Here is a 24,972-nt window from a genome sequence, read left to right on the forward strand (position 1 = left end):
TTTTCTTTTTTTAAAATTTAATTACTACTAATGCTTTTTTTATCTCAGTATAAGGTATTTCCTTTTCTTCTTCCACATCCACTTTACCCTTCCCTATGTCTTTTGGTTTTCTGTATCGTAAAACAAGAGTGATTTTTTCTTCATCCACTTTAGACAATTCTCCTTCGATCTTGGAAGAGTCATTCAACAGAACTTCAATTTCTCGTCCGATGTTTTTATTGAATTGTCGCGGAGTTGATAAAGGCTCACTTAATCCGGCCGACATTACCTGCAGGCTGAAATCATGCTCTTCACGATCCATATTGAACTCTATTGCACGGCTTGCATCCAGACAGTCCTGCAAAGAAACTCCATTGTCACCATCTAAAATTACTGTAATATCATCCCCGGCAGAAAACTTTAAATCGATAAGAAATAAGTCTTTTCTGGTTTCAAGGAACTCATGTAACAGTTCTTCAATTCTTTTTCTAAACTCCATATAATTATCTTGGTTTACCTGTACGAAAAAAGGCTTTCTTCCGAAGCCTTCTCATTTTTTTCCGTAAATCCAATGCAAATATACACATTTTTTCTAAAAAAGCAAAATCATCTTAGTATCAAGTAAATAAGCAGGTTTGCATTTATCCTTAAAATTAAAACACAATGATGGTATTTTTACTATTTTTGTCATGAATTTTTAAAAACATACATTTTGAATATAACGATTGTAGGAACAGGTTACGTAGGATTGGTTACAGGAACCACGCTTGCAGAACTTGGCAATTCAGTATACTGTGTTGATATTGATGAAAAAAAAGTAGAAGGGATGAAAAACGGCATTGTTCCCATTTATGAGCCGAACCTTGAGGAAATGTTCTTGAGAAACATTCAGGCTGAAAGGTTATTTTTCACCACCAACTTAAAAGAAGCTTTAGACAAAAGCGAGGTCGTTTACCTGGCTCTTCCTACTCCTCCGGGAGAAGACGGGTCTGCAGACCTTTCTTACGTTTTACAGGTTGCTAATAATATCGGAGAAATGATGACCGAATATAAGGTTATCGTTAATAAAAGTACAGTTCCCGTAGGTACTGCCGATAAAGTAAGCGAAGTAATATCTTCTAAAACCGACATTCCTTTTGATGTGGTTTCGAATCCTGAGTTTTTAAGGGAGGGTTTTGCAGTAGAAGATTCCATGAACCCGGCAAGAGTGGTGGTAGGATCAAGCTCTGAGAAAGCAAAAGAAATTATGGCTAAAATTTACCAGCCATTTACCAACACCGGCATTCCAATTATTTTTATGGATGAAAAATCCTCAGAACTCACCAAATATGCTGCGAATTCATTTCTAGCTGTGAAAATCACTTTCATGAATGAAATTGCCAACTATTGTGAAAAAGTAGGTGCAGATGTTGATAAAGTGAGATTAGGGATGGGAAGCGATGACAGAATTGGGCACAGATTCTTATTTCCGGGAATCGGGTATGGAGGAAGCTGTTTTCCTAAAGATGTAAAAGCTTTAATTAAATCTGGAAAGCAGGAGGATTTCAATTTCCAGATTTTAGAAGCTACAGAAAATGTAAATACTGCACAGAAGGTGATCCTGGTTTCCGACATTGAGAATTATTTCGGGGGCAACCTGGAAGGAAAAACCATTGCTTTATGGGGATTAGCTTTTAAAGCCAATACAGATGACATCCGTGAAGCTTCTTCTTTGGACAATATTAATCTGCTTTTAAAAAAAGGCGCGAAAATTGTTGCGTATGATGCGGTTGCCGAAAAGAACGTTCAAAAAGTTCTTGGAGATAAAATTCAATATGCAAAAAGTATGTATGAAGCTTTAGAGAATGCTGATGCACTATTTATCGCAACAGAATGGCCAGAGTTTAAAAATCCGAATTTCAAGCTTATGGCCGAAAAAATGAAAAATAAAGTTATTTTTGACGGAAGGAATATGTATCCATTGGAAGTTCCTGAACAAAATGGATTTTATTATAAAAGTATTGGTAGAAAAACCATTTTAAGCAAATAATAGATGAAAAATATAATTATTACTGGCGGAGCAGGTTTTATTGGCTCTCATGTTGTAAGAGAGTTTGTAAAGAACAATCCGGAAACAACTATTATTAATCTTGACGCTCTTACGTATGCAGGAAATCTGGAAAACTTAAAGGACATTGAAAATGAACCTAATTATGTTTTCGAAAAAGCAGATATTACAAAACCTGAGGAATTAAGAAAAATATTTGAAAAATATAATCCGGATGCCGTTGTGCACTTGGCCGCTGAAAGCCATGTAGACAGAAGTATCACTGACCCGATGGCATTCATTAATACGAATGTAAACGGAACTGCTAATCTTCTTAATCTTTGTAAAGAATTTTGGATATTAAACCCGGATCACACTCACGGTAGATTCCCGGATGAAAAAAGAACCAATTTATTTTATCACGTTTCTACGGATGAAGTATATGGAAGTTTAGGAGAAACAGGCTTCTTCCTTGAAACTACTCCTTATGATCCACAGTCTCCATATTCAGCCTCCAAAGCAGCGTCTGATCATCTGGTAAGAGCTTATGGAAATACATACGGAATGCCATTTATTGTATCTAATTGTTCCAATAACTATGGTCCGAATCATTTCCCTGAAAAGCTGATTCCTCTTTGTATTTCGAATATCATTAACGAAAGACCCCTGCCAATTTATGGTGATGGGAAATACACAAGAGACTGGTTATTCGTGATTGATCATGCCAGAGCGATCCACCAAATCTTCAATAAAGCCAAAACAGGAGAAACCTATAATATTGGCGGGTTTAATGAATGGCAGAATATTGATCTTGTTAAGGAACTTATTAAGCAGATGGATGCTAAATTAGGAAAACCTGAAGGGTATTCCGAAAAGCTGATTACTTTTGTGAAAGACAGACCAGGACACGATAAGCGTTACGCTATCGATGCTTCTAAATTAAATGAAGATTTAGGATGGAAACCGTCTGTAACTTTTGAAGAAGGCCTTTCCAAAACCATTGACTGGTATCTTGAAAATAAGGAATGGCTTGAGCATGTAACAAGCGGTGATTATCAGAAATACTACGAAAAGCAATATAATTAGTAACACAACAAGATGAAAGGAATCATATTAGCTGGAGGCTCAGGAACAAGGCTTTATCCGCTTACCATTGCTGTAAGCAAGCAATTAATGCCGGTTTATGATAAGCCCATGATTTATTACCCTCTTTCCACTTTGCTTTTGGCAGGAATCAAGGATATTTTAATCATCACCACTCCTCATGATCAGGCAGGCTTCATCAAACTTTTGGGAGATGGCTCACAGATCGGTTGTAATATCGAATATGTGGTACAGCCTAGTCCGGACGGATTAGCACAGGCTTTTATATTGGGAGAGCAATTCATTGGCAACGATCCGGCTGCTTTAGTATTGGGCGACAATATTTTCTACGGTTCTGAAATGGGAACATTATTGAAAAATAAAACCAATCCCGATGGTGGTGTGGTATTCGCTTATCACGTGGCCGATCCGGAAAGATATGGCGTTGTAGAATTTGATGATAACTTTAAGGCCGTTTCCATTGAGGAAAAACCTTTACAGCCTAAATCGAATTACGCTGTTCCGGGACTTTACTTTTACGATAACGAGATAGTGGAAATTGCCAAAAACATTCAGCCTTCCGCAAGAGGTGAGTTAGAAATTACCGATGTGAATAATGTTTATCTTCAAAAAGGAAAACTTGAAGTGGGTGTTTTAGACAGAGGAACTGCTTGGCTGGATACCGGAACGTTCGATTCGCTTCACGATGCTTCCGAATTTGTAAGTGTGATTGAAAAAAGGCAAGGCTTCAAAATCGGCTGTATTGAAGAGATCGCTTTCAGAAATAAATTCATTAATGAAGAAAAACTTCTTGAAACAGCAACCAAATATGGCAAAAGCGGATACGGGGAATATCTGAAGCAACTCGTAAAGAAATAAGCTTACTTATTTAAAATATTGATAAACTATTGGCTTTATGGTCAATAGTTTTTTTGTTCATAATAACAAATATCAATATATTAGTTGTTACTTTCGATTTATATCGATGAATAATTCATAAATTGAGAAGCAATGATCGAATTAATTATTATAAATTTGCATAAAACATAACACTGATGAATGAACCACAACAAAAGTGGACAGAAACTATTGAGGCAAGTCACTCTTTATTTGACTTACGATTGAATGAGGTCTGGAGATATAAAGACCTTATTTATATGTTTGTGAAAAGAGATTTTGTTTCAAGTTTCAAGCAAACTGTTCTGGGACCGATCTGGTTTTTTATCAATCCCATTTTAACAACTATTGTTTACCTGGTTGTTTTTGGAAAGATTGCTAATCTGCCTACGGACGGGGCTCCTAAACTCTTATTTTACCTGGCCGGAGTAACGCTTTGGAATTACTTCGCTAGCTCCTTAACGGGGACATCTTATACTTTTGCCGGAAATGCCAATATCTTCGGAAAAGTATATTTCCCAAGACTTGTTACCCCAATTTCCGTTGTCATTTCCAATCTTATGCGTTTTGCGGTCCAATTATTATTATTTATTATCGGATGGGCCTTTTATCTTGCTAAAGGAGAAGTTCATCCTAACTGGTGGATCCTGGCAACACCGTTCCTTATTATTCTGATGGCATTGTTCGCATTGGGGGTAGGAATGATTTTTTCAGCACTTACGACAAAATATAAAGACCTTAACATGTTATTAGGCTTTGGAGTAAGTTTATATATGTACGCTACTCCGGTTATTTATCCGGTATCTTCACTTCCGGGTCCTTTCAAAAAGATTGCTATGTACAACCCTTTGACCGGTATTTTCGAGTGTTTCAAGTACGCATGGATGGGTGTTGGAGAGTTTTCCCCATTAATGCTGGGAATCAGTTCAATTATTATTTTAATCCTTCTGGCGATAGGAATTGTTATTTTCAACAAGGTTGAAAAAACTTTCATGGACACGGTATAAGTCATTAATTCAAAAATTAGAAAACATGCTGGCTTTAAAAGCAGAAAATATATCAAAGCAATACCGTTTAGGAGAAGTGGGAACAGGAACACTTTCTCATGACCTAAACAGGTTTTGGCATAAAGTAAGAGGAAAAGAAGATCCTTATCTGAAAATTGGTGAAGCCAATGACAGGACAACCAAAGGAGATTCCGAATATGTATGGTCTCTTCGTGACATCAATTTTGAAATACAACAAGGAGATGCCGTAGGGATTATTGGAAGAAACGGAGCTGGAAAATCTACGCTATTGAAACTACTGAGTAAGGTGACCAAACCTACTACCGGAAAAATATATACGCAAGGACGAATTGCTTCTTTATTGGAAGTAGGAACAGGCTTTCACCCTGAAATGACAGGGCGTGAAAATGTATTCCTTAATGGAGCTATCCTCGGAATGACACGAAAAGAAATCAAGAGGAAATTTGATGAAATCGTTGATTTTTCAGGAGTTGAAAGATATATTGACACCCCTGTAAAACGATACTCATCAGGAATGTATGTACGTCTTGCTTTCGCTGTTGCAGCTCATTTAGAATCTGAAATCCTGATCGTAGATGAAGTTTTAGCCGTGGGAGATGCGGAATTCCAAAAGAAATGCCTGGGAAAAATGGGAGATGTGACAAGAGGGGAAGGAAGGACTATTCTCTTTGTGAGTCATAATATGACCGCTGTAAAAGAACTTTGCAATAAAGGCATTCTTTTACATCAGGGTTCACTTGCCTATGAAGGAAGTATAATGAATACTATTATCGAATACCAGAAGAGCAATACAGCAGCAACTCACTATATTGACAATGGAAATCCAGAGAACTCTTTAGGAAATGAAAACATCAGAATCAAAGAATTCACGGTTTCTCCAATAAAGGGAGGTATCATTGATATTGAGTCTGGAATAAGAATAAAACTGGTTTTCCAGAATAATCTCACAAATATCAATTTAGACACGACCTTTGAGCTTAGGAACTATGAGGAACTTATCATTTTCCATGTTGGAAAACTTATTACGGAAAATCAGGATTCCAAAGTTGGAATTTATACTGTTGAATTTGATATCCCACCAGGGTTTTTAAATGCTGGAAATTATTATTTTAAATTAATTTTTGGGAAAAACCAAACAGAGGTCCTATTTGCTATAGATAATTTTGTTGGATTTGAAGTTGAAAATGTAAAAGTCGGAAGTAAACTGCATGTTTACCCAGGAGTTACAAGACCTAATTTTGACTATAACGTACAAACGCCATGATACCTAAAATAATAGAGCTTCCTAAAATATATGATAAAAGAGGCAATCTTTCCTTTTTTCAGCACCCTTCCAATTTACCTTTTGAAATTAAAAGAACATATTGGATTTATGATGTTCCCGGGGGTGAAACCAGAGGCAGTCATGCTTTTAGAGAACAACAGGAATTTATCATTGCTCTCTCAGGAAGCTTTGATGTAACGATACATGACGGAAAAGAAGAAAAAACATTTTCACTTAACAGATCATATTACGGATTATATATTCCTAAAATGTATTGGAGGAAATTAGAAAACTTTTCTACCAATTCATTGGCATTAATTGTTTCTAATCAGTCTTACGACGAGAAAGATTATATTAGAGATTTTGAAGAATTTAAAAAGCTGATCAATGAAAAATAAATTATCTGTATTTGATTGTAGTGTAATAGATTTAGGAAAAATCAGTTTTGATGAGGGTAATCTTACTGTCATTGAAAATAATTCTAATTTTCCTTTTAATGTAAAAAGGGTATTTTACCTCTATGATATTGCAGGTGGAGAAAGCAGAGGCGCCCATTCGCATAGAGAATGTCATCAATTTTTGATTGCAGCTAGTGGAAGTTTTGAGATTTCTTTGGATGATGGAAAGTTCAAACGACAAGTTTTTCTTAATCGTCCGGACATCGGGCTGCACATTCCTCCAGGAATTTGGGCTTCAGAAGCTAATTTTTCTTCAGGGGCAATATGCTTAGTATTAGCATCGCATAATTACAATGAGGAAGATTATATAAGAAATTATGAAACTTATTTAAAAATTCAAAATGAAATATAAAATTCACGACTTAGCTGACGTTCAAACTGAAAACATTGGTGAAGATACCATGATCTGGCAATTTTGTGTGATTTTAAAAAATGCAAAAATTGGGAGAAATTGTAATATCAACTGTAATGTTTTTATTGAAAATGATGTCGTGATAGGCAATAACGTAACAGTAAAGCCTGGTGTCCAAATTTGGGATGGTGTTACATTAGAAGACAATGTATTTGTTGGACCAAATGTAACATTTACCAATGATTTGATCCCCCGCTCAAAAAAATATCCTACAGAATTTAGCAAAACGTTGGTGAAAAAAGGGGCCTCGATTGGTGCAAACTCTACCATTATTGCGGGAAATATAATTGGAGAGGACGCACTAATCGGAGCCGGAAGTGTTATAACAAAAGATATTCCGGCCAATACTGTTTGGTTTGGAAATCCTGCTAAACACAGCGGTTACATTACAAAAGAAGGTATAATTTTAAATCTCATGTTGAAAGATAAAGAAGGAAATTCTTATCATTTCGTTAACGATAAATTGGTTTTGAAAAAATGATAAAACCTTTAACTTCTTTGAGATTCTTTTTCGCTTTTTGTGTTTTTTTAAGCCATTTGGCTTATTTAAAAACAGATAAAAGATATGAGGAGATATTCAATAATATTTTCTCAGAAGGTTTTTTAGGAGTTAGTTTCTTTTTCATATTAAGCGGCTTCATACTTTCTTTAAATTATAGAGAAAAATTTAAAAACAAAAGCATCACTTTAAAGAAGTTTTATCTTGCAAGATTCGCAAGGATTTATCCATTATATTTTCTCACAATATTAGCTGCTATACCCGGATTATACAGTACTTTTGAAATTTTATTATATAATATTTTATTAGTTCAGAGTTATTTTCCAGATCAAAAATATTTTTTCTCATATAATGCCCCTTCCTGGAGTATTTCGGATGAGATATTCTTTTACGCACTTTTCCCCATTTTGATTTCAATTAGCTATAGGTTCAAAATGATTTTTAAGATTCTACTGGCAATATCTTTTGTTTCTTTGGTGATTATATTGAATAATCTATTACCGGAACAGAAAACTCATTATTGGCTATACATATCGCCATTTACCCGAATTTTCGACTTTATTTTGGGAATTTTATTATTTGATGTTTCCCTTTATCTAAAAAAAATAAGCTTAAATTTCAATCGAAGCGCATATACTTTTTTAGAAATCGGGGCACTGGGAATTTTGGTTTTATTCTTTACATTCAAGAATTATTTTCCAATCAGCTACAGATATTCTATTTATTATTGGCTACCAATGTGTCTGATCATTTTAATGGCTGGCAATTCTCTTTTTTTAGAGAAAAAAGAAACGTTTATATCGAAATTTCTTTCAGGGAAATGGCTTGTATATTTAGGCGAAATAAGTTTCGGATTTTATCTGATTCATTATTTAGTAATAACATATACTCTTAAATACAATGGTTTTAAAGGGATCCATTTAGAAGGAATGACATTAGCTACTGTAATGTTCATTATCACACTCATTACTAGTATCTTTGCTTTTGAGACTATAGAAAAACCGTTTAATAAAAAAATAAAAAATTTATTCTCATGATTAAGTTCCTTGACTTACAAAAAATCAACCTACAATATCAGGATGAGATCGAAGCTAAGTTAATACAAGTATTCAGGTCCGGATGGTATCTAATGGGGAGCGAACTCGCAATGTTCGAGAAAAATCTTGCTCAATATATTGGTACCGAATATTCTATAGGAGTTGCCAATGGTCTAGATGCTCTGCGTTTGATCCTTCGGGCTTATATCGAAATGGGATTAATGAATCCAGGTGACGAAATAATAGTTCCCTCCAACACATACATTGCATCTATTCTTGCTATTTCAGATAATGGTCTAATTCCGGTTTTAGTGGAACCAGACATTAACAACTATAATATTGATGTTTTTAAAATTGAAGAAAAAATCACTTCTAAAACAAAAGGAATTTTAATTGTCCATCTTTATGGAAGGGTAGTTTTTTCGGCCGAATTAGAACAATTAGCCAAGAAGCATGACTTGAAGATCATTGAAGACAATGCTCAGGCAATTGGAGCTGAATGGAACAGCAAAAAAACAGGAAGTTTAGGTGATGCATCAGGCTTCAGCTTTTATCCTGGCAAAAATTTAGGAGCTTTGGGGGATGCAGGAGCGATAACAACAAATGATGAAAATTTAGCAAAAACAATCAGAGCGCTAGCAAATTATGGGTCTAATCAAAAGTATGTCAATATTTACAAAGGATTAAACTCAAGATTAGATGAGATCCAGGCAGGTGTTTTAGACATTAAATTAAAGTATATCAATCATGAAAATGATATCAGAAGAACTATTGCCAAACATTTTATCAGTAATATTTCAAATACTAAAATAATTTTGCCGGAAAACCCGGAAAACGAAAAAGAACATGTATGGCATCTTTTTGTCATTCGAACGGAAAATAGAGATTCACTTCAATCATATCTTAGTGAAAATGGTGTTCAAACACTTATTCACTATCCTATTCCACCTCATCAACAACAAGCCTATAAAGATTGGAATAGCTTATCCTTTCCTATTAGTGAAAAAATTCACAATGAAGTTCTAAGCCTGCCAATGTCTCCTGTAATGAGTGAAGAAGAAATTGCTAAAATTATACAACTCATAAACAATTTTTAATGGAAAGCCCACTTGTAAGTTTTATTGTTGTTTCGTATAACCACTCAGAATTTATTACTGAGTGTTTAGACAGTATAAAAAATCAGACTTATAAAAATTGGGAACTTATTATTGCTGATGATGCTTCCACAGATAATTCTATGGAGGTGGCTAAAAAATGGCTAAAAGAAAACAATATTTTAGCTAAAACTAATTTCCATTCTGAAAATAAAGGCTTTGCCACAACATTGAATGAATGTATCACTTTGACTGAAGGAAAATATCTAAGCATCATAGCAGCTGATGATTATTTTCACCCCGATTTTCTAAGCAAATGCGTACATTCTCTTGAGTCTAAAAATGATAATTTTGGAATGGTTTTCTCCAGTTCTTTTATATTAACCGAAGAAAAGAAGCTAATTAATTATCATCAAAATTTTGACTTTTACGAAAATGAAAATCACTTCAGAACTATATTGAAAAAAATGAATTATATTCCCGCCCTGAGTACTTTAGTAAAGAGAAGTGTATTATTGGAAACAGGGCCTTATGATAAAAATATTCTTATCGAAGATTATGACAGATGGTTGAGAATCAATGAAAATTATTTTATCGATTTTATTCCGAAAAATCTTGCATATCATAGGAAACATGAGGGAAATATTTCAAAAATAAAAGAAAGAATAGTTTTTGTAGAAGAAATCTTGTTAAGATTAAAATATGATACATCTCTAGAGAATAAATCAAAAATAAACAACGATATAAGAAAGATTTATCTCACCTCAACGGAGAAAGAAGAAATAAAAAAGGTATCTAAAAAATATTCCCAATATAAAGGAAGAGAACCTTGGTTAAATTGTTGTTTGAAATATGGCTTGCCAATTAAATTGTATCACCTTAAATATAAATTTTTCTAATGCTAAATAAATTAAAAAAATATATTTCAGAAAAAATAATTTCTTTGGTCGACAGAAATGAAAGTAAAAAGCAATTGAAAAAGTGGCAGGAATTTTTATCAAATCCTAACATTAATATTCATCCTACTTTTGTTCCTCAGAATACTCAGGTCTTCAAAGGAGATAACAAAAAAATTGGAAATATCAGAATCGATGAACATGTCCTTTTGAGAGAACATTGTAATATTTTAGTTTATCCAGATGCAGAACTCATTATTGGAAAAGGTGTTTTTTTTAATAACTGCTGTTCTGTAAACTGTCTGGAAAGAATTGAAATTGGAGATGACACTATATTCGGGGAAGGAGTAAAGCTTTATGATCACAACCATCTTATTGAAAAAAGTTCTGTAATTCATGTAGAAAAAGAAAAATATACAAAAGATATTATAAAAATTGGGGAAAATTGTTGGATAGGAAGTAATGTAGTGATTTTAAAAGGAGTAACGATTGGGGATAACTCCGTAATAGGAGCAGGTTGTATTATTCATAAATCTGTCCCTCCGAATACTATTGTAAAACACAATCAAAATTTAATTTATGAATCCCTCTAAAATGAATATGCCAAAAAAAATATTATTCATTTCACATGAAGCATCTCTATCAGGTGCTCCCATTCTTGTTTTAAATTTATTGAAAAGATTAAAACAAGAAAAAGAAACCTATACAATTGATGTATTGTTGATTAGAGGAGGAGAATTATATGAAGATTTTGCTCAAATTTCAAATAATATTATTGTTGCTCATTATCATCTTCAATCATTCTCCTTTGTGAAGAGAAACTTGAAGAGAATCCAATCTATCATTTTCAGAAAAAAAGAAAACCATCAGGATAAGATCGATAAAATTACCTCAAGTCTGATTTTAAATAAATACAATCTCGTTTATGGGAATACCATGGAGTCCTTGGAGTGGACCATTCCTTTTTACAAAAAAAATATTCCGACAATTGTAGCCATTCATGAACTTTCGTTCGGAATAGAAAGTACTTACCCCAAAGAATTTGTTTTAGAAAACATTTCAAATATTACAAAGATTATTGCAGGCTCAAAGGCAGTTGGAGATAATCTTGTAACAAAATATGGAGCAGATCCGAAAAAAATAAATGTTGTACATTCTTTTGTTGATTCCGTTCTTACCATTCAAAAAGATAAAGAGAGCCTTAGAAAGGAACTGGGAATAAAAAATGATGATTTAATCGTTGGAATTGCAAGTTCGCAAGAACTGCGAAAAGGAACAGATATGATTCCTTTGCTTGTTAAGAAAATCAAACAAAAAACTGATATCAACTTCAAATTTATCAACTTAGGAGGAACATCCAAAAATCCTGCTGTGAGATGTGCCAAAATAGATGCTGAAAAACTGGGTATAGATGATACCCTAATCTTTGTTGATCATAATAAATTCCCTAACGATTATATTAATCTTTTTGATATATTTCTTTTGATGTCGAGAGAAGATCCTTTTCCTTTGGTAATGTTAACAGCAGCAAAACTCAAGAAACCAATTGTGGCTTTTGAAAAAAGCGGAGGCGCTGTGGAATTTTTGGGAGATAATCATGGTATTCTCATTCCTTATTTAGATTTAGATACAATGGCCTCAGAAATCATTAAACTATTAAATGATTCTAAATTAAGAGAAAGCTATGGAAAAAATATCCACAAAAGATTGGAAGAAGAATATTCTGACACAAAATTAACTGCTGAAATCTTCCATATAATTAATTCCTTGATTTAAACAGTGTATGATTTCAATAATAATTTCATCTTATTTACCACATTACTTTTCTGCTCTACAAAAAAATATTGCAGAGACTATTGGCGCAACATATGAAATTATTAAAATTGACAATCCCGGATTAATGGGTATTTGTGAAGCCTATAACAAAGGAGCGAATAGGGCTCAATATGATCTACTCTTGTTCATACATGAAGATATTTTATTTCAAACTCAGAATTGGGGAGAGAAATTAATCAGTCATCTTAATGAGAGTAAAACCGGTATCATTGGGGTAGCAGGATCCTCGTATGTTCCTTCTGCACCCTCAAGCTGGACGGTTTCCGAGAAATACAACTTTGCAAACATTTTACAAGGCAGTAAAGAAAATACAGATTCTTTTCATATTCATACTACCCACCAAAACAGGAATAAGGTCTTTGCAGTAGATGGTGTTTTTATAGCAATAAATAAGGAAAATTATTTAAATTTTAAATTCAATGAAAAACTGTTAAAAGGTTTTCACGGATATGACCTTGATTTTAGCTTAAGAGTTTCAAAAAAACTTCAAAATTATGTAGTTGATGATATTCTTATTGAACATTTTTCAGCAGGAAATCTCAATAAAGAGTGGATGGATAATAACATATTGGTCAAGCAAAACATAGGCTCAGATTTTCAAAAAGAAATTGACTCTGAAACTGAAACAAAAGTTTTTTTAGGATTTCTGTACAACTATTATAAATATTACCCTGTCAACATAAAAAACATTCTTGATACATTAAGATTTTATCCTAAAAAACTTAATTTTAAGGATCAATTATTGATTATCAAAAAATATTTTAATTATATAAGGTATTCTAAAAGAATTAATAAAAGAATAAACCCAAAAATTTAAACCATTCTTAAAGGATTTTAAAAGTAATAAACACAAATATGATCATAGGTTCAGGACTTATTGCCAAAGCATTAAACAATATTAATTCAGGCAACATGTTGTTCTTCGCTTCAGGAGTTTCTAATTCATTAGAGACCAGAAGCTCTGAATTTGAAAGAGAATTTACTCTTTTGAAAAATACCCTTGAAAATAATACTGGAAAGCTTATTTATTTTTCAACTCTTAGTATTAATGACCAGTCAAAGCAAGACAGTCATTATGTTCTTCATAAATTGGAAATTGAAAATTACATCAAAGATCATGTTGCGGACTATTTAATCTTAAGAATTGGAAATATTGTAGGGAACGGAGGAAATCCAAATACCCTCTTTAATTTTCTTAAAACCCAGATCATGAATGACAATAAGTTTGTGATCCATCAAAAGGCAAGAAGGCTCTTATTAGACATTGATGACATTTCCAGATTCATAGTTTCCAATTGTACACATTTGAACAAGGAAACCATAAATCTGGCATACCCGTATTATTATGATTTGAAAGAGATTGTGGGAGCCATTCAGGAAAAAATTAACAAGCCGGCTCGTTATGACGAGATCAATGAAGGCGATTTCTATAAGGTAACTTTTGATGATAGCATTGACGAATTCTTTTCAGGAATTAGTCCGGAAAATTATCTCAAAAACTTAGCTCAAAAATATATTTAAAACAGACACCAATGCCGAAAGTTTCTTGTATCATTGTCACTTACAACGCCATGAAATGGGCGGAAAGATGTTTTAACAGCTTAAGACAGTCTTCCGTTCCGGTACGATGTATTGTGATTGATAATGGTTCTACGGACGGCACTCAGGAATATATAAAAACCCATTTCCCGGAAGTGGAGTTTATCCAGTCTGAAGATAATTTAGGTTTTGGAAAAGCCAACAATATTGGAATAGAAAAAGCCTACAAAGAAGGCTCTGAATTTTTCTACCTGATGAACCAGGATGCCTGGCTTTACCCGGATAGTATAGAAAAACTATTGGCGATATATGACGATTATCCTGCTAAAAAAGAAATCGGAATTCTAAGCCCAATGCACATCAACGGAACAGAAAAGCAGCTGGATATTTTCCTGGATAAATATATAGCCATTAATTTTGAAAAAACCAGGTTGATCTCAGATCTATATTTTCAGAATCTCAAGCCTTTCTATGAAGTAAAATTCATCAACGCAGCTCATTGGTTCATTCCAAGACATACCATAGAAACCGTAGGTGGATTTAATCCTTATTTTTTCCACTATGGAGAAGATGTGGAATATGCCAATCGTGTTCATTTTCATCAAAAGAAAATCTTTCTTGTTCCCGGCAGTAAAGTGATCCATGATGGCAAACAATCTTTAAGCAAGGTGGATTACAACAAATATGAAGATTTAAGTGTGGAAACCAACATTTTAAATCCCAATCTTCAGAATGCTTTTCAGCGGGAGAAAAAAGCGCTTAAACAAAGTATTTTCAAAAATGTTCTGATAGGAAATTTCGACGTCTCCCAAAAGCTGTCAAAGAAATACAAAAAAATCTCCGGAGAAGAGAAAAAACTGCTCGAAATTCAACATCAGGTAAGGCAAACAGGCCCCACCTTTTTGAAAGTATAAATTTATTCCCGTATTTTTATAACAAATAACTTTAAAACACAAACAGGATGTCTATTGTAAACAGGCTCAAAAACAAAATCAAACTTTATTCCCATTCAGGCACAACGTATCATTGCCCTTTCTGCGGCTATGATTCCAAAGACCTTGAAATTGTGGGCCATGATCTCCCCGTATTAAGAGAAAAACATGTTATTGGCGGTGGAAGAAGAGCTGCAGGATGCTATCAGTGCCACTCAAGAGACCGGGAAAGACTTTTATATGCTTTTATTATAGAAGAATTAAAGTTTCCCAAAGAAAGCAGTATATTACATATTGCTCCTGAACCGAAATTATCCAGCATACTTTTAAAGCAAAACTTCAAAGAATATATCTGTGGAGATCTATTTACTGTAGGATATGATTATCCTGACTACGTTCAGAATATGAATGTTTTAGATATTCCTTATGAAGATAATCACTTCGATTTGGTCATTTGTAATCATGTATTGGAGCATATTCCCGAAGATACTAAAGCAATGGGAGAAATATTCAGAGTGCTGAAACCGAACGGAAAAGCGATCCTTCAGGTTCCGATTTCCGCCAATAATCAAATTACCCATGAAGATTTCACGATTTCTGACCGTAAAAAGCGAGAAGAGCTTTTCGGACAATTTGATCATGTGAGAATTTATGGGCAAGATTATGTTACCCGATTAGAAAGTGTAGGTTTTAAAGTACACAGAATAAATATTTCAGAGAAATACAAAAAATTCGGAGTCAACCCCGAAGAAGATCTTTTTTTCTGTGAAAAACCTGGTATTCATAATTAAAATTTCAGGAGTATGTGCGGAATAGCTGGTATTATTGCCAATAATGCAGAAAACTATCAGGATGAGATCAGGAAAATGACCGATGCCATTGCGCATCGCGGTCCGGATTCTTCACACCATGAATTTTATGAAAATGCCATTTTAGGCCATCGTAGGCTTTCTATTATAGACCTTTCTGAAAATGGGATTCAGCCCATGTTTTCCCATAATAAGAACGAATGTATTGTATTAAATGGTGAGATCTACGGTTATCAAACCCTCAAAAGCCAGTACCCTGAATATTCTTATCGCGGAACTTCTGATACGGAAGTCATCCTTGCCATGTATCAGAGAAAGCAGGAAAAACTCATTCATGAGCTTCCTGGAATGTTCGCTTTTGCCATTTGGGATGAAGAAAAACAGCAATTGTTTTGTGCACGGGACCGGTTTGGAGAAAAGCCGTTTTATTATGCGATCGGGCCTAATAATGAATTCATTTTTGCATCAGAAATCAAAGCGATTTTAGCTTCAGGTTTAATTCAACCGAAAGTAAGCCCGGAAGCGCTTTCCCATTACCTGCAATATGGCTATGTAAGTACTTATCAAAGCATTTACAGCAATATCTTTACGCTACCTCCTGCTCATCAGTTGATCTGGAAAGAAGGAAAAATAGAAGTTTCGAGATATTACAGTCTTCCCGCCAGAGACAGAAGCATCAGTCTATCCGATGCTAAAGAAGAGTTTACCTATCTGCTTAAAAATGCAGTAAAAAAACAACTTGTTGCCGATGTAGAAGTAGGAAGTTTTTTAAGTGGTGGATTGGACTCCTCCTCTATTGTTGCCTTGGTGGATGAGTTTTTACCTCATCAAACCACTATCAGCTTCGGATATGATCATGAAGACAGTGAATTAAAATACGCCAAAGAAATTGCAGAAAAATATAAGACTCATCATATTGAGATCCATGAAAAAAAGGAAGACCTCGTTACTTCTTTGCTCAAAGTCTCTCCATTTTTGGATGAGCCGTTTGCAGACAGATCATGTATCCCGCATTTTGAAATTTGCAAAAGTGCCAGGAAAAGCCTTACTGTTGTACTTTCCGGCGATGTTGGGGATGAATTATTCGGTGGTTACAGCTTTTATAATACCGAAAATCAGTTAAGAAAGCACTTCAGTTATAAAAATGCTGTGGCTAAGTTCGGCTTAAAGCTTTATCAGAATATTAAACAGACCTCTTTTATTACCCAAAAGAATATAGAACATCCGGACATCCTGGATTTTCATCAAAACTCTGTGAGAAATTTCTTTTCTGATGAAGATAAAAAACAATTGGGAATCACCGCAAAATATCAGCAACCTTACAGCTTTTCTCCCCATCCGGATTCTCTGAATGATATTATGAGAGTGGATCTGGAAAAATTCGTCCCGGGAAATATGATGGTAAAATCAGACCGTATGGCCATGGCGAATTCACTGGAAGTCCGTACCCCTTTCCTGGATATTGATTTTGCGGAGTTCTGCATTCAGTTACCGGAACAATTAAAGATCAACAACGAAAATGATAAAATTATTCTTCGTGAGGCAATGGGCTCTTATTGGACAGAAACCATCAGAAACCGCAACAAGCAAGGTTTTGGTGTGGCAATAGAAGGCTGGTTTGAAGAAGATAACCTGATCAGTTTTTCCGATGACCTTCTCAAAAATCCCAACCACAAAGTTTTTAGCTTTATAGATTTTAAAGCCACTCAAAATTTCCTGGATAAAGGTCAAAAACATTGGAATCTATTACAATTGGCTCTTTGGGCCGATAATAACAGCAAATACTTATAACCATGGGATTGAAAAAAGCGCTCTCTTCAAGGTTTTATTATTATCAATGGCTGTTCAGTACAAGGAATCTGCGCCGTGGAGTCCCTCAATATAAAGTATTATCCATTCAAAAGACCATTGAAGAAATTACTACGCACAAAAAATCCGTAAGCAGATTCGGGGATGGCGAATTCAGGCTGATTTTCCCGGAACATTACCTTGAATTTCAGGAAAACAGTGAAGAGATAAGGGAAAAACTCAGCCAGGTTTTGCGATTCGATTTAGAAAACCATATGGTTTGTTTACCGGAACAACTTGATTCGGTTGCCGCTTTTGATATTCCTACCAAATACTGGTGGAAAAAGTTTATTAATAAATATGGGATCAGATTATCCCCTTTTTTAGATAAAAACAAAATCTATGGCAATTCTTTTATCACACGGTTTTATCTCGGCTATGAAGATAAATCAGAAAAAAGAAACCGGGAGATCGTCCGCTCATTAAAGAAAATCTGGGAGAACAAGGAGGTGCTTATTATTGAAGGAAGATATTCCAGATTGGGAGTGGGAAATGATTTGTTTGACAATGTACATTCACTGCAAAGAATCTTATGTCCGGAGAAAAATGCATTCGCTCATTATGATAAAATCTATCATGCAGCTAAAGAATATGGAAAAGATAAACTGATTTTAATTGCTTTGGGACCTACAGCCACCATTCTGGCTTATGATCTCGCTAAAATTAAATACTGGGGAATTGATATCGGACATATTGATATTGAATATATGTGGTTCCTGAAAAAAGCTACCGATAAAATAGCCATTGCGGGAAGACATGTGAATGAGGCTGAAAGTCAGGAATCCTTTGATATTCCACAGGAGTTTTTGGAAAGCTATACAAAAAGTACCATTTTAGAAATTACTGCATGAGTTTAGCCCTGTCTGTTATTATACCTGTTTACAATGCTTCCGAATTCCTGGAAAAAGCGGTGAATTCCGCTTTACAGTTTGAGGAAGTGAAAGAAGTGGTTTTAATTGAAGATAAATCCACAGATAACTCTTTGGAAATTTGTTACAGATTGGCCGCTGAAAATCCAAAAATTAAGCTTTATCAACATCCTGACAAAGGAAATCACGGAGCAGGAGCTACTCGAAATTTAGGACTGGAAAAGGCTCAATATGAATTCATTGCATTTCTTGATTCGGATGACTATTATCTTCCCAACCGCTTTGATGTCGAAAGGACAGCTTTCAATGATCCCAAAATAGAAGGGATTTTCGGAGCCATCGGAGTGGAATATCTTTCAGAAAAAGGGAAAGAGGAATATTTGCATAAATTCAACAACTCTACGCTTACCACCGTTAATTATCCTGCAGAAGGAGAAGAAGTTTTCAAAGGACTACTGGGTTTAACACCGAAAACTTTCGGTTCATTTTTTCACTTGAATACATTAACAACAAGAAAGTCTTCAATAGTCAAAAATAATTTAAGATTTAATGAAAATCTCCGTGTACATCAGGATTCGGATTTTATCATTAAACTGGCTTATCATTGCTATCTGAAATCAGGGATTATTGACGAAGCAGTTGCTGTAAGAGGAGTTCACGACAACAACAGGATCACCAAAATCAAGACGTATTCGTCCAAATTTTATAAGAACAATCTTCTTTTGCATGAATCACTTTATCAGTGGAGTCGATCCCTGCCTCTTGATCCATTATATTCAAAAAAAATAAAGCTGACTTACCTTAGTTTTAAAATCGCCAATGAAAATGGACTGAAAAAATGGTTCTCTTTTGTGACGACAAGTTTGCTGAACCCTGAATTTTTAAAAACAAGATACCGTTTTCACGCCTTAAATAAACACTATGATTCGTAAAAAAATACAACAGGTAAAACGTCTTGTGAGTGATGTTTTGGCATTTCAAAAGCTGAAACGTTATCAACCTGTGGCGAATGAAAAAACAGTAGTCGTTCATGTACAGAATCCTAATATCTATCATCGTTTTTTCTATCTGCTGTTAAAGTTTTATGAACTTGCCGGATATACGATTTATTATCCGATGGATTTTGCCAGATTCAGGAATCTTCGAAATAAGGACAGATATCTTGGCTTGATCGTTCGTGAAAAAGATTTTTTAAGCATTCAGAATAAGGATTTTCCTTCTGATGCTATTGTATTAGAAGATACCATGTTCAGTCCGGATTATTTTAATTCCTATTTCAATAAAAATAATCAGGAAGAGGATTGTTTTCATGTTCCCATGAGCTTTCACCCGTTTATGTATCACCAGGGAATATGGAATAATATGATTGATCTTAATAAAAAACGTGTGAATTCTATTTTCTGCTATGGAAATTTTGACAGCAAAGCCTACCTTGAAATCAAACGTACCGGTTTTTCTGTTATTCCAAGAACCGAGCTTTTAGAATTCTTCAGCAATCAGGAAAATTTCATGGCTTTGCCCGGAAAAAAAGAAACATTAGAAAAAATAAGAGATCATTCTCTTGATCAAAAATATGCTTTTGCCATTAAAGAAAATTTTGCATTAGCCATGGAAGATGTTCGCGAACTGCTTTCTTATTTCAACTTTTATCTTTGTTGTCCCGGTGTGGTAATGCCCCTTTGCCATAATGTCATTGAGGCTATGTCTGTAGGCACAATTCCCCTCATCCAGAAAGAATATGCAGAAGTAATGTATCCTCATCTTCAGCACAGACAAAATGCCATTGTTTTTGAAGACCTCCCTCATCTTGAACATATTCTTTCAGAAGAAATTTTTCATTATTCTGAACCGGAAATTTCAGCAATGAGAAACAACGTTCTGGATTATTACGAACAGTATCTGACTCCGGAAGGTATGGTAAAAAATCTCAACGAAAGCATTCAGAAACATCAACTTATTTATTTACAGGCTGAACACCGCAGCGTAACTTTTATTAATTAACACACAAATGAAAATCTCCGTTATCACTCCCGTTTATAATGCCGAAAAATATGTAACCCAGGCCGTAGAGTCCGCCTTACAATTTGAGGAAGTACATGAAGTGATCCTGGTTGAGGATAAATCTCCTGATAATGCATTGCAGGTTTGTCAAGAGCTGGCTGCAAAATATGACCGGGTAAAACTTTATCAGCATCCCGACAAAGGAAATCATGGAGCCGGGCCTACTCGAAATCTTGGCATTGAGAAGTCTACAGGAGATTTTATTGCGTTTCTGGATGCAGACGATTATTACCTTCCCAACAGGTTTGATGCTGAAAAAGAACTTTTCAAACGACCGGAGGTTGAAGGTGTTTATGGTGCACTGGGGGTTCATTATTACTCGGAAAAAGCGAAAGAACAATATTATGGTCTTTTTCAGGACCGTTTAACCACAGTCTATAAAATTCATGACCCTAAAGAGGTTTTTCCCGGACAGATGAATATGTTGGGAAGTTTTGGGTTATTCAGTATTGATACTTTAACAATCAGAAAAGAGCCTTTACTGCAAAAGCTCAATCCATTGTTTAAAACAAGTTTAAGATTGCATCAGGATACGGAATTTCTGTTCCGCTTATCTTATTATCTGGATCTTTATCCGGGGATTTTAGACCAGGCCATTGCGATGAGAGGGGTACATGAAGATAATAGAATTACCCAAGTGGATTCTAAGAAAATAAAGCCTTCCACCACAAGAGTTTTGCTTTGGAAAGAAGTAAAAAATTGGGCAGAAACAGAGAATACTATTCCTTCTCACATGAAGCTTCACATCAAAAGGATGCACCGCAGCTTTGAAATTGCCAATGCTCCAGTACTGAAAAAATGGAGCATGATCCTGAAATATCTTGTCACAGATTATCCGAGCATTCGTTCCGGACTGTATAATATTAATTTCAGGAAATATCTATTTTAAATTTTTTGTTTTCCCGAGAATAGAATCTGCTATCTGAGCCGTAAATACTTTCCCGGATTCCTTATACATGTGATTGCCGTCTGTATATTGATATTCATTGCCTTTGGATGAAAAATCAAAGAAATGAATGCCGTGTTTTAGGGCGATATGCTTCATTGTTTCACTAAATTCCGGCGAATATGTTTTTTCAATCTCCATTATTTTTTCCGAAGCAGGAATTCTTACCAAGCAAACTGTTCCTTTGCTTTTAAGGAAGGCAATGATATCCTGTAATGCTTTAATCCGGGTTGGAGAAATATGTTGTTTTTTTGCCAGGTCCCTATAGAAATTCACTTTTTCAGTTTCTCTTTTGGCCACTGAATCTTTTTCCATATTGACGGATACTTCCATCCATCCATCTTTATGCAGATAAGTACTGGATTTACCCGCTGCTTCCCTTTCTGCATAAAGTTTAAACCAGCTACGGCTGTAATTTTTCAACAGATATTCATAATTCGGAGACAGATCATAGAAATGCATGTTTTTTAGTGGGGAATGCTCTTCCGGGAAATCACTTTCTTTTTTTATATTTTTATCTAAAGATACATTCCAAGGATCAACGGTTACGATAAAAAGTCCATTTTTAGTTTCCGGATCCAATTTTCTTTGCAGAGCTTTATAATAGATTCCGCCATAAGGAGACTGTACCACATTTAAGGAAAAATTATCAAACTCTTTTCCTAGCTTTTGACTTAAAAGCTCCGGAAGAACGGCCTGCGCACCTCTTGAATCTCCCAGAACAATATTCTGAGGTTTCTTCACAGCAAAATGCATGTAATTGTCATCAGTATTCCCATCTGCAAACGATCCCAGAATTCCAAATATCAGTAGAACTCCGATGATATACAATGATATTTTAAATAAAAACTTTTTCATGCTAAAACTGAAAATAAATAAATTCATTATTCCCAAAATTGGCGTAACGGAGAATGATGTAGATCACAATAAGGTATAGAATCCTTCTTATCCAGGGGTTAAACCTGTCAATTTCCAACCCATGAACTTTCCCTCTGTTCATCCATTCAATGATCAGCATAAACCCAACTAACGCAAGAACTTTAACCGGAAATGGTTTCGGTATAGAGAACAAAGCCGGATCTATTATTCTTTGGATGTACAAAACAGCCTGAGTAACGGATTCCGCCCGGAAGAAAATCCATGCGAGGCAAGTGAGCGCAAAAGTAAGCAGGATTTTAAAAAATTCTCTAAAAGATGGTAAAAGCTTATCCATCGCTACAACTTCCAGATTTTGCCGGTTTTTATCAGCTAGCAATAAGGGCATGAAATACAAAGCATTCAATCCGCCCCAAATGATAAAAGTCCAGTTCGCTCCATGCCAAAATCCGGATACAAGAAAAATAATGAATGTATTCCGGATCTTCATCATTAGCCCGCCTTTACTTCCTCCTAAAGGAATATACAGATAATCCCTGAACCAGGATGATAATGAAATATGCCACCTTCTCCAAAATTCGGCAATATCCCTTGAAAAATAAGGGAATGCAAAGTTTTTCAGAAGCTCTATCCCAAATAATTTTGAAACTCCCAGTGCAATATCGGAATATCCTGAAAAATCCCCATAAATCTGAAATGCGAACAGAACAGCACCCATCACCAGAGTAGCCGGACTTTCCGTTTGATAATTCGTGAAGATCTCATTAACAAGGGGCGCGCAATTATCCGCAATCACCATTTTCTTGAAAAATCCCCATAGAATTTGTCTCATTCCATCTGCGGCCTGATCATAATTGAAAACTCTTTTCTTCTGTATTTGTGGCAAAAGGTGGGTTGCCCTTTCAATAGGACCGGCAACAAGCAACGGAAAATAGCTTACAAAAACCGCATAATCTATGAAATTAGTTTCAGCCTTAATCCGTTTTTTATAAATATCAATGACATAGGAAAGACCGTGGAAAGTATAAAAAGAAATTCCTACGGGAAGAACAATATTCAATAGCCAGACATTGATTTTAAATCCGAATCCGTTCAACAGCTCAGCAAAGCTTTCCACAAAGAAATTATAATATTTAAAAAAGCCCAGGAAGCCCAGATTGATAACGATACTGAGGGTCAACCAGAAAGTGGCCTCCTTTTTTGTTTTACTTTTTTCAATCTGAAGTCCGGAAACAAAATCCAACCCGATGGAAAACATCAGCAAGAACAGAAATCTCCAGTCCCAACAAGCATAGAAATAGAAACTTGCCAATAGTAACAGCAAATTCTGGTATTGATATTTTTTTCTGAAAACGAACCAATACAATATAAATACGATCGGCAGAAAAAATAAAAAGCCAACGGAATTAAATAACATAGATATTCTTCAAATAATTAATACTTATAAGATTAACAGTAAAAGAATATCCGGGGAATAATTGGGAACTTTGGTTTCATTCATGTGTTTGTTGTATTTTTAATTTAACAAAAGTAAAAATTTTCACTTTATCTTCACCTTTTTCAGATAATCTCTTAAAGGTTTTTCAATGCACTGATAGAATAATGCAGAAACAATCAACAGAACAGCAATGTATATCCAGAAAACCAGATTGATATCAAGCAGCTGGTGTTTCCATTTCAAAATCTCCCGTATGATATAGAGAACCGGAATATGTACAATATAGATCGCATAACTTATTTCGCCTAAATATTCCAACGGTTTCAGGGAGAATATCTTAGTGAGAAGTCCATTATTATATGAGATCAGGATAATCAACGGAATAAAAAGCACCGCCATAAGACCGTTATGGAAATTAAGCGGAATAAAGATAAGAGCCAGCAATATCGCCGCAAAAAGAAGGATAACCTGAAGATCATAATTCTTTTGCTTATGATGTCTTACAAAAAACATTCCTGCCAGATTCCCAACCAAAAACTCATTGAGGTGTAGCAGCGGGAAATAAAACCCAAACTCATGGCTTTTGGTATGTGGACCTTCATACCACGACGAGCCCACATAAAAATTGGAAAAAACCTGCGTAATTACCCAAATGATAATTGCGATAACCCAAATACTTTTGTTCTGTTTGGAATAATATCGATTGTACAATAAAGGAAACAGCAAATAAAAAAGGAATTCTACAGAAATAGACCACCCAGGAAAATTAAGGACCAAAGCCTCACCCGGAATCCAGCTCTGAATTCCGAACAAGTACAGAATCAGCTTAAATACACTGAAATTGGAAGATTTTGTAATAAGATACAATAACAGCCCAACAATATATAATGGGTAAATCCTGGCAAATCTGTTCCTGTAAAAATCAAGATAATCTATCTGCTCCTTCTTGTGATAAGCCACAATCATAATGAATCCTGAAAGGATAAAAAAGTAGCTCACTCCTACATTTGCCCGAAGGAAAATATCCGAGATATAATGGATCTGATATAAAAATAAGTCTTTATTAAAATGCGAAATGACAATGGCAATCGCCGCTACAAATCGGGTAAAGGTAATCTGACTTATTTTCACTGAAAAATTTACTT

At 34.8% G+C, this 24,972-nt stretch carries 26 protein-coding genes; 22 read left to right on the top strand and 4 right to left on the bottom strand.

Translation table 11 applies throughout. From position 1 onward, the window contains the following. Positions 1-10: 10 nt before the first annotated feature. Positions 11-478, bottom strand: a complete 468-nt coding sequence (rimP, locus tag EGI05_RS14660; protein WP_123263781.1) for a ribosome assembly cofactor RimP — start codon at positions 476-478, stop codon at positions 11-13. Positions 479-691: 213 nt separating this feature from the next. Between rimP and EGI05_RS14665 the strand changes: the two genes are divergently transcribed. From EGI05_RS14665 to EGI05_RS14770, 22 genes are all read left to right on the top strand, one after another. Next, positions 692-2,008, top strand: a complete 1,317-nt coding sequence (locus EGI05_RS14665; RefSeq protein WP_123263782.1) for a UDP-glucose dehydrogenase family protein — start codon at positions 692-694, stop codon at positions 2,006-2,008. Positions 2,009-2,011: 3 nt separating this feature from the next. After that, positions 2,012-3,091 carry a dTDP-glucose 4,6-dehydratase gene (gene rfbB, locus EGI05_RS14670; protein WP_123263783.1) on the top strand — a complete coding sequence of 360 codons (1,080 nt, stop codon included), beginning with the start codon at positions 2,012-2,014 and terminating at the stop codon, positions 3,089-3,091. Positions 3,092-3,103: 12 nt separating this feature from the next. Next, positions 3,104-3,967, top strand: a complete 864-nt coding sequence (gene rfbA / locus EGI05_RS14675) for a glucose-1-phosphate thymidylyltransferase RfbA (protein ID WP_123263784.1) — start codon at positions 3,104-3,106, stop codon at positions 3,965-3,967. Between the two features lie 176 nt (positions 3,968-4,143). Then, positions 4,144-4,992, top strand: a complete 849-nt coding sequence (locus EGI05_RS14680; protein ID WP_123263785.1) for an ABC transporter permease — start codon at positions 4,144-4,146, stop codon at positions 4,990-4,992. 25 nt (positions 4,993-5,017) lie between these two features. Next, positions 5,018-6,277, top strand: a complete 1,260-nt coding sequence (locus EGI05_RS14685; RefSeq protein ID WP_123264376.1) for an ABC transporter ATP-binding protein — start codon at positions 5,018-5,020, stop codon at positions 6,275-6,277. Next, positions 6,274-6,675 (top strand): sugar 3,4-ketoisomerase, encoded by a 402-nt coding sequence (locus EGI05_RS14690; protein WP_123263786.1) that lies wholly within the window; start codon positions 6,274-6,276, stop codon positions 6,673-6,675. Before EGI05_RS14685 ends, EGI05_RS14690 begins: the two co-directional genes overlap by 4 nt. Next, entirely contained in the window at positions 6,665-7,087 is a 423-nt protein-coding gene (locus tag EGI05_RS14695; protein WP_123263787.1) for a sugar 3,4-ketoisomerase, read from the top strand. The genes EGI05_RS14690 and EGI05_RS14695 overlap by 11 nt, the downstream gene beginning before the upstream one ends. Beyond that, on the top strand, positions 7,077-7,628 hold the full coding sequence (locus tag EGI05_RS14700) for an acyltransferase (RefSeq protein ID WP_123263788.1): 552 nt from the start codon (positions 7,077-7,079) through the stop codon (positions 7,626-7,628). Before EGI05_RS14695 ends, EGI05_RS14700 begins: the two co-directional genes overlap by 11 nt. Continuing rightward, entirely contained in the window at positions 7,625-8,683 is a 1,059-nt protein-coding gene (locus tag EGI05_RS14705) for an acyltransferase family protein (protein WP_123263789.1), read from the top strand. The genes EGI05_RS14700 and EGI05_RS14705 overlap by 4 nt, the downstream gene beginning before the upstream one ends. After that, positions 8,680-9,780 (top strand): DegT/DnrJ/EryC1/StrS family aminotransferase, encoded by a 1,101-nt coding sequence (locus tag EGI05_RS14710; RefSeq protein WP_123263790.1) that lies wholly within the window; start codon positions 8,680-8,682, stop codon positions 9,778-9,780. The genes EGI05_RS14705 and EGI05_RS14710 overlap by 4 nt, the downstream gene beginning before the upstream one ends. Then, a complete protein-coding gene (locus EGI05_RS14715; protein ID WP_123263791.1) occupies positions 9,780-10,676 on the top strand; it encodes a glycosyltransferase family 2 protein in 897 nt (298 codons plus the stop codon). Before EGI05_RS14710 ends, EGI05_RS14715 begins: the two co-directional genes overlap by 1 nt. Next, on the top strand, positions 10,676-11,266 hold the full coding sequence (locus tag EGI05_RS14720; RefSeq protein ID WP_123263792.1) for an acyltransferase: 591 nt from the start codon (positions 10,676-10,678) through the stop codon (positions 11,264-11,266). Before EGI05_RS14715 ends, EGI05_RS14720 begins: the two co-directional genes overlap by 1 nt. Next, positions 11,253-12,449: a glycosyltransferase family 4 protein gene (locus EGI05_RS14725; protein ID WP_123263793.1), complete on the top strand. Its 1,197-nt coding sequence runs from the start codon at positions 11,253-11,255 to the stop codon at positions 12,447-12,449. Before EGI05_RS14720 ends, EGI05_RS14725 begins: the two co-directional genes overlap by 14 nt. Positions 12,450-12,456: 7 nt before the next feature. Continuing rightward, positions 12,457-13,326 carry a glycosyltransferase gene (locus EGI05_RS14730; RefSeq protein WP_123263794.1) on the top strand — a complete coding sequence of 290 codons (870 nt, stop codon included), beginning with the start codon at positions 12,457-12,459 and terminating at the stop codon, positions 13,324-13,326. 38 nt (positions 13,327-13,364) lie between these two features. Further along, positions 13,365-14,030, top strand: coding sequence for an NAD-dependent epimerase/dehydratase family protein (locus tag EGI05_RS14735; RefSeq protein ID WP_123263795.1), 666 nt, complete (start codon positions 13,365-13,367; stop codon positions 14,028-14,030). Positions 14,031-14,041: 11 nt separating this feature from the next. Next, a complete protein-coding gene (locus EGI05_RS14740) occupies positions 14,042-14,962 on the top strand; it encodes a glycosyltransferase family 2 protein (protein ID WP_123263796.1) in 921 nt (306 codons plus the stop codon). Between the two features lie 47 nt (positions 14,963-15,009). Then, the gene (locus tag EGI05_RS14745) at positions 15,010-15,771 is read left to right on the top strand and encodes a class I SAM-dependent methyltransferase (protein ID WP_123263797.1); all 762 of its coding nucleotides are present in this window, start codon (positions 15,010-15,012) and stop codon (positions 15,769-15,771) included. 12 nt (positions 15,772-15,783) lie between these two features. Beyond that, positions 15,784-17,580 (top strand): asparagine synthase (glutamine-hydrolyzing), encoded by a 1,797-nt coding sequence (gene asnB / locus EGI05_RS14750; RefSeq protein ID WP_123263798.1) that lies wholly within the window; start codon positions 15,784-15,786, stop codon positions 17,578-17,580. A gap of 2 nt (positions 17,581-17,582) precedes the next feature. After that, positions 17,583-18,488 (top strand): GT-D fold domain-containing glycosyltransferase, encoded by a 906-nt coding sequence (locus EGI05_RS14755; RefSeq protein WP_123263799.1) that lies wholly within the window; start codon positions 17,583-17,585, stop codon positions 18,486-18,488. After that, entirely contained in the window at positions 18,485-19,438 is a 954-nt protein-coding gene (locus EGI05_RS14760) for a glycosyltransferase family 2 protein (protein ID WP_123263800.1), read from the top strand. The genes EGI05_RS14755 and EGI05_RS14760 overlap by 4 nt, the downstream gene beginning before the upstream one ends. Next, positions 19,428-20,507, top strand: coding sequence for a hypothetical protein (locus EGI05_RS14765; RefSeq protein WP_123263801.1), 1,080 nt, complete (start codon positions 19,428-19,430; stop codon positions 20,505-20,507). The genes EGI05_RS14760 and EGI05_RS14765 overlap by 11 nt, the downstream gene beginning before the upstream one ends. Before the next feature lie 7 nt (positions 20,508-20,514). Further along, entirely contained in the window at positions 20,515-21,456 is a 942-nt protein-coding gene (locus EGI05_RS14770) for a glycosyltransferase family 2 protein (RefSeq protein WP_123263802.1), read from the top strand. On the opposite strand, the gene EGI05_RS14775 is transcribed toward EGI05_RS14770, so the two are convergent. From EGI05_RS14775 to EGI05_RS14785, 3 genes are all read right to left on the bottom strand, one after another. Then, positions 21,448-22,371, bottom strand: coding sequence for a hypothetical protein (locus EGI05_RS14775; RefSeq protein WP_228428621.1), 924 nt, complete (start codon positions 22,369-22,371; stop codon positions 21,448-21,450). The genes EGI05_RS14770 and EGI05_RS14775 overlap by 9 nt on opposite strands. Position 22,372: 1 nt before the next feature. Next, complete coding sequence (locus EGI05_RS14780) at positions 22,373-23,806, bottom strand: MBOAT family O-acyltransferase (RefSeq protein ID WP_123263804.1); 1,434 nt, start codon at positions 23,804-23,806, stop codon at positions 22,373-22,375. 123 nt (positions 23,807-23,929) lie between these two features. After that, complete coding sequence (locus EGI05_RS14785) at positions 23,930-24,958, bottom strand: acyltransferase family protein (protein ID WP_123263805.1); 1,029 nt, start codon at positions 24,956-24,958, stop codon at positions 23,930-23,932. Positions 24,959-24,972: the final 14 nt, after the last annotated feature.

Source organism: Chryseobacterium daecheongense, assembly GCF_003729955.1.
GTDB classification, from domain to species: domain Bacteria; phylum Bacteroidota; class Bacteroidia; order Flavobacteriales; family Weeksellaceae; genus Chryseobacterium; species Chryseobacterium daecheongense.

Coding starts and splice junctions, on each gene's coding strand:
- EGI05_RS14725 (WP_123263793.1), top strand. CDS start 11,253: ATGAATCCCTCTAAAATGAATATGCCAAAAAAAATATTATTCATTTCA.
- EGI05_RS14730 (WP_123263794.1), top strand. CDS start 12,457: ATGATTTCAATAATAATTTCATCTTATTTACCACATTACTTTTCTGCT.
- EGI05_RS14700 (WP_123263788.1), top strand. CDS start 7,077: ATGAAATATAAAATTCACGACTTAGCTGACGTTCAAACTGAAAACATT.
- EGI05_RS14770 (WP_123263802.1), top strand. CDS start 20,515: ATGAAAATCTCCGTTATCACTCCCGTTTATAATGCCGAAAAATATGTA.
- rimP (WP_123263781.1), bottom strand. CDS start 478: ATGGAGTTTAGAAAAAGAATTGAAGAACTGTTACATGAGTTCCTTGAA.
- EGI05_RS14765 (WP_123263801.1), top strand. CDS start 19,428: ATGATTCGTAAAAAAATACAACAGGTAAAACGTCTTGTGAGTGATGTT.
- EGI05_RS14690 (WP_123263786.1), top strand. CDS start 6,274: ATGATACCTAAAATAATAGAGCTTCCTAAAATATATGATAAAAGAGGC.
- EGI05_RS14720 (WP_123263792.1), top strand. CDS start 10,676: ATGCTAAATAAATTAAAAAAATATATTTCAGAAAAAATAATTTCTTTG.
- EGI05_RS14735 (WP_123263795.1), top strand. CDS start 13,365: ATGATCATAGGTTCAGGACTTATTGCCAAAGCATTAAACAATATTAAT.
- rfbB (WP_123263783.1), top strand. CDS start 2,012: ATGAAAAATATAATTATTACTGGCGGAGCAGGTTTTATTGGCTCTCAT.
- EGI05_RS14715 (WP_123263791.1), top strand. CDS start 9,780: ATGGAAAGCCCACTTGTAAGTTTTATTGTTGTTTCGTATAACCACTCA.
- EGI05_RS14745 (WP_123263797.1), top strand. CDS start 15,010: ATGTCTATTGTAAACAGGCTCAAAAACAAAATCAAACTTTATTCCCAT.
- EGI05_RS14685 (WP_123264376.1), top strand. CDS start 5,018: ATGCTGGCTTTAAAAGCAGAAAATATATCAAAGCAATACCGTTTAGGA.
- EGI05_RS14740 (WP_123263796.1), top strand. CDS start 14,042: ATGCCGAAAGTTTCTTGTATCATTGTCACTTACAACGCCATGAAATGG.
- rfbA (WP_123263784.1), top strand. CDS start 3,104: ATGAAAGGAATCATATTAGCTGGAGGCTCAGGAACAAGGCTTTATCCG.
- EGI05_RS14680 (WP_123263785.1), top strand. CDS start 4,144: ATGAATGAACCACAACAAAAGTGGACAGAAACTATTGAGGCAAGTCAC.
- EGI05_RS14760 (WP_123263800.1), top strand. CDS start 18,485: ATGAGTTTAGCCCTGTCTGTTATTATACCTGTTTACAATGCTTCCGAA.
- asnB (WP_123263798.1), top strand. CDS start 15,784: ATGTGCGGAATAGCTGGTATTATTGCCAATAATGCAGAAAACTATCAG.
- EGI05_RS14705 (WP_123263789.1), top strand. CDS start 7,625: ATGATAAAACCTTTAACTTCTTTGAGATTCTTTTTCGCTTTTTGTGTT.
- EGI05_RS14710 (WP_123263790.1), top strand. CDS start 8,680: ATGATTAAGTTCCTTGACTTACAAAAAATCAACCTACAATATCAGGAT.
- EGI05_RS14695 (WP_123263787.1), top strand. CDS start 6,665: ATGAAAAATAAATTATCTGTATTTGATTGTAGTGTAATAGATTTAGGA.
- EGI05_RS14780 (WP_123263804.1), bottom strand. CDS start 23,806: ATGTTATTTAATTCCGTTGGCTTTTTATTTTTTCTGCCGATCGTATTT.
- EGI05_RS14755 (WP_123263799.1), top strand. CDS start 17,583: ATGGGATTGAAAAAAGCGCTCTCTTCAAGGTTTTATTATTATCAATGG.
- EGI05_RS14775 (WP_228428621.1), bottom strand. CDS start 22,371: ATGAAAAAGTTTTTATTTAAAATATCATTGTATATCATCGGAGTTCTA.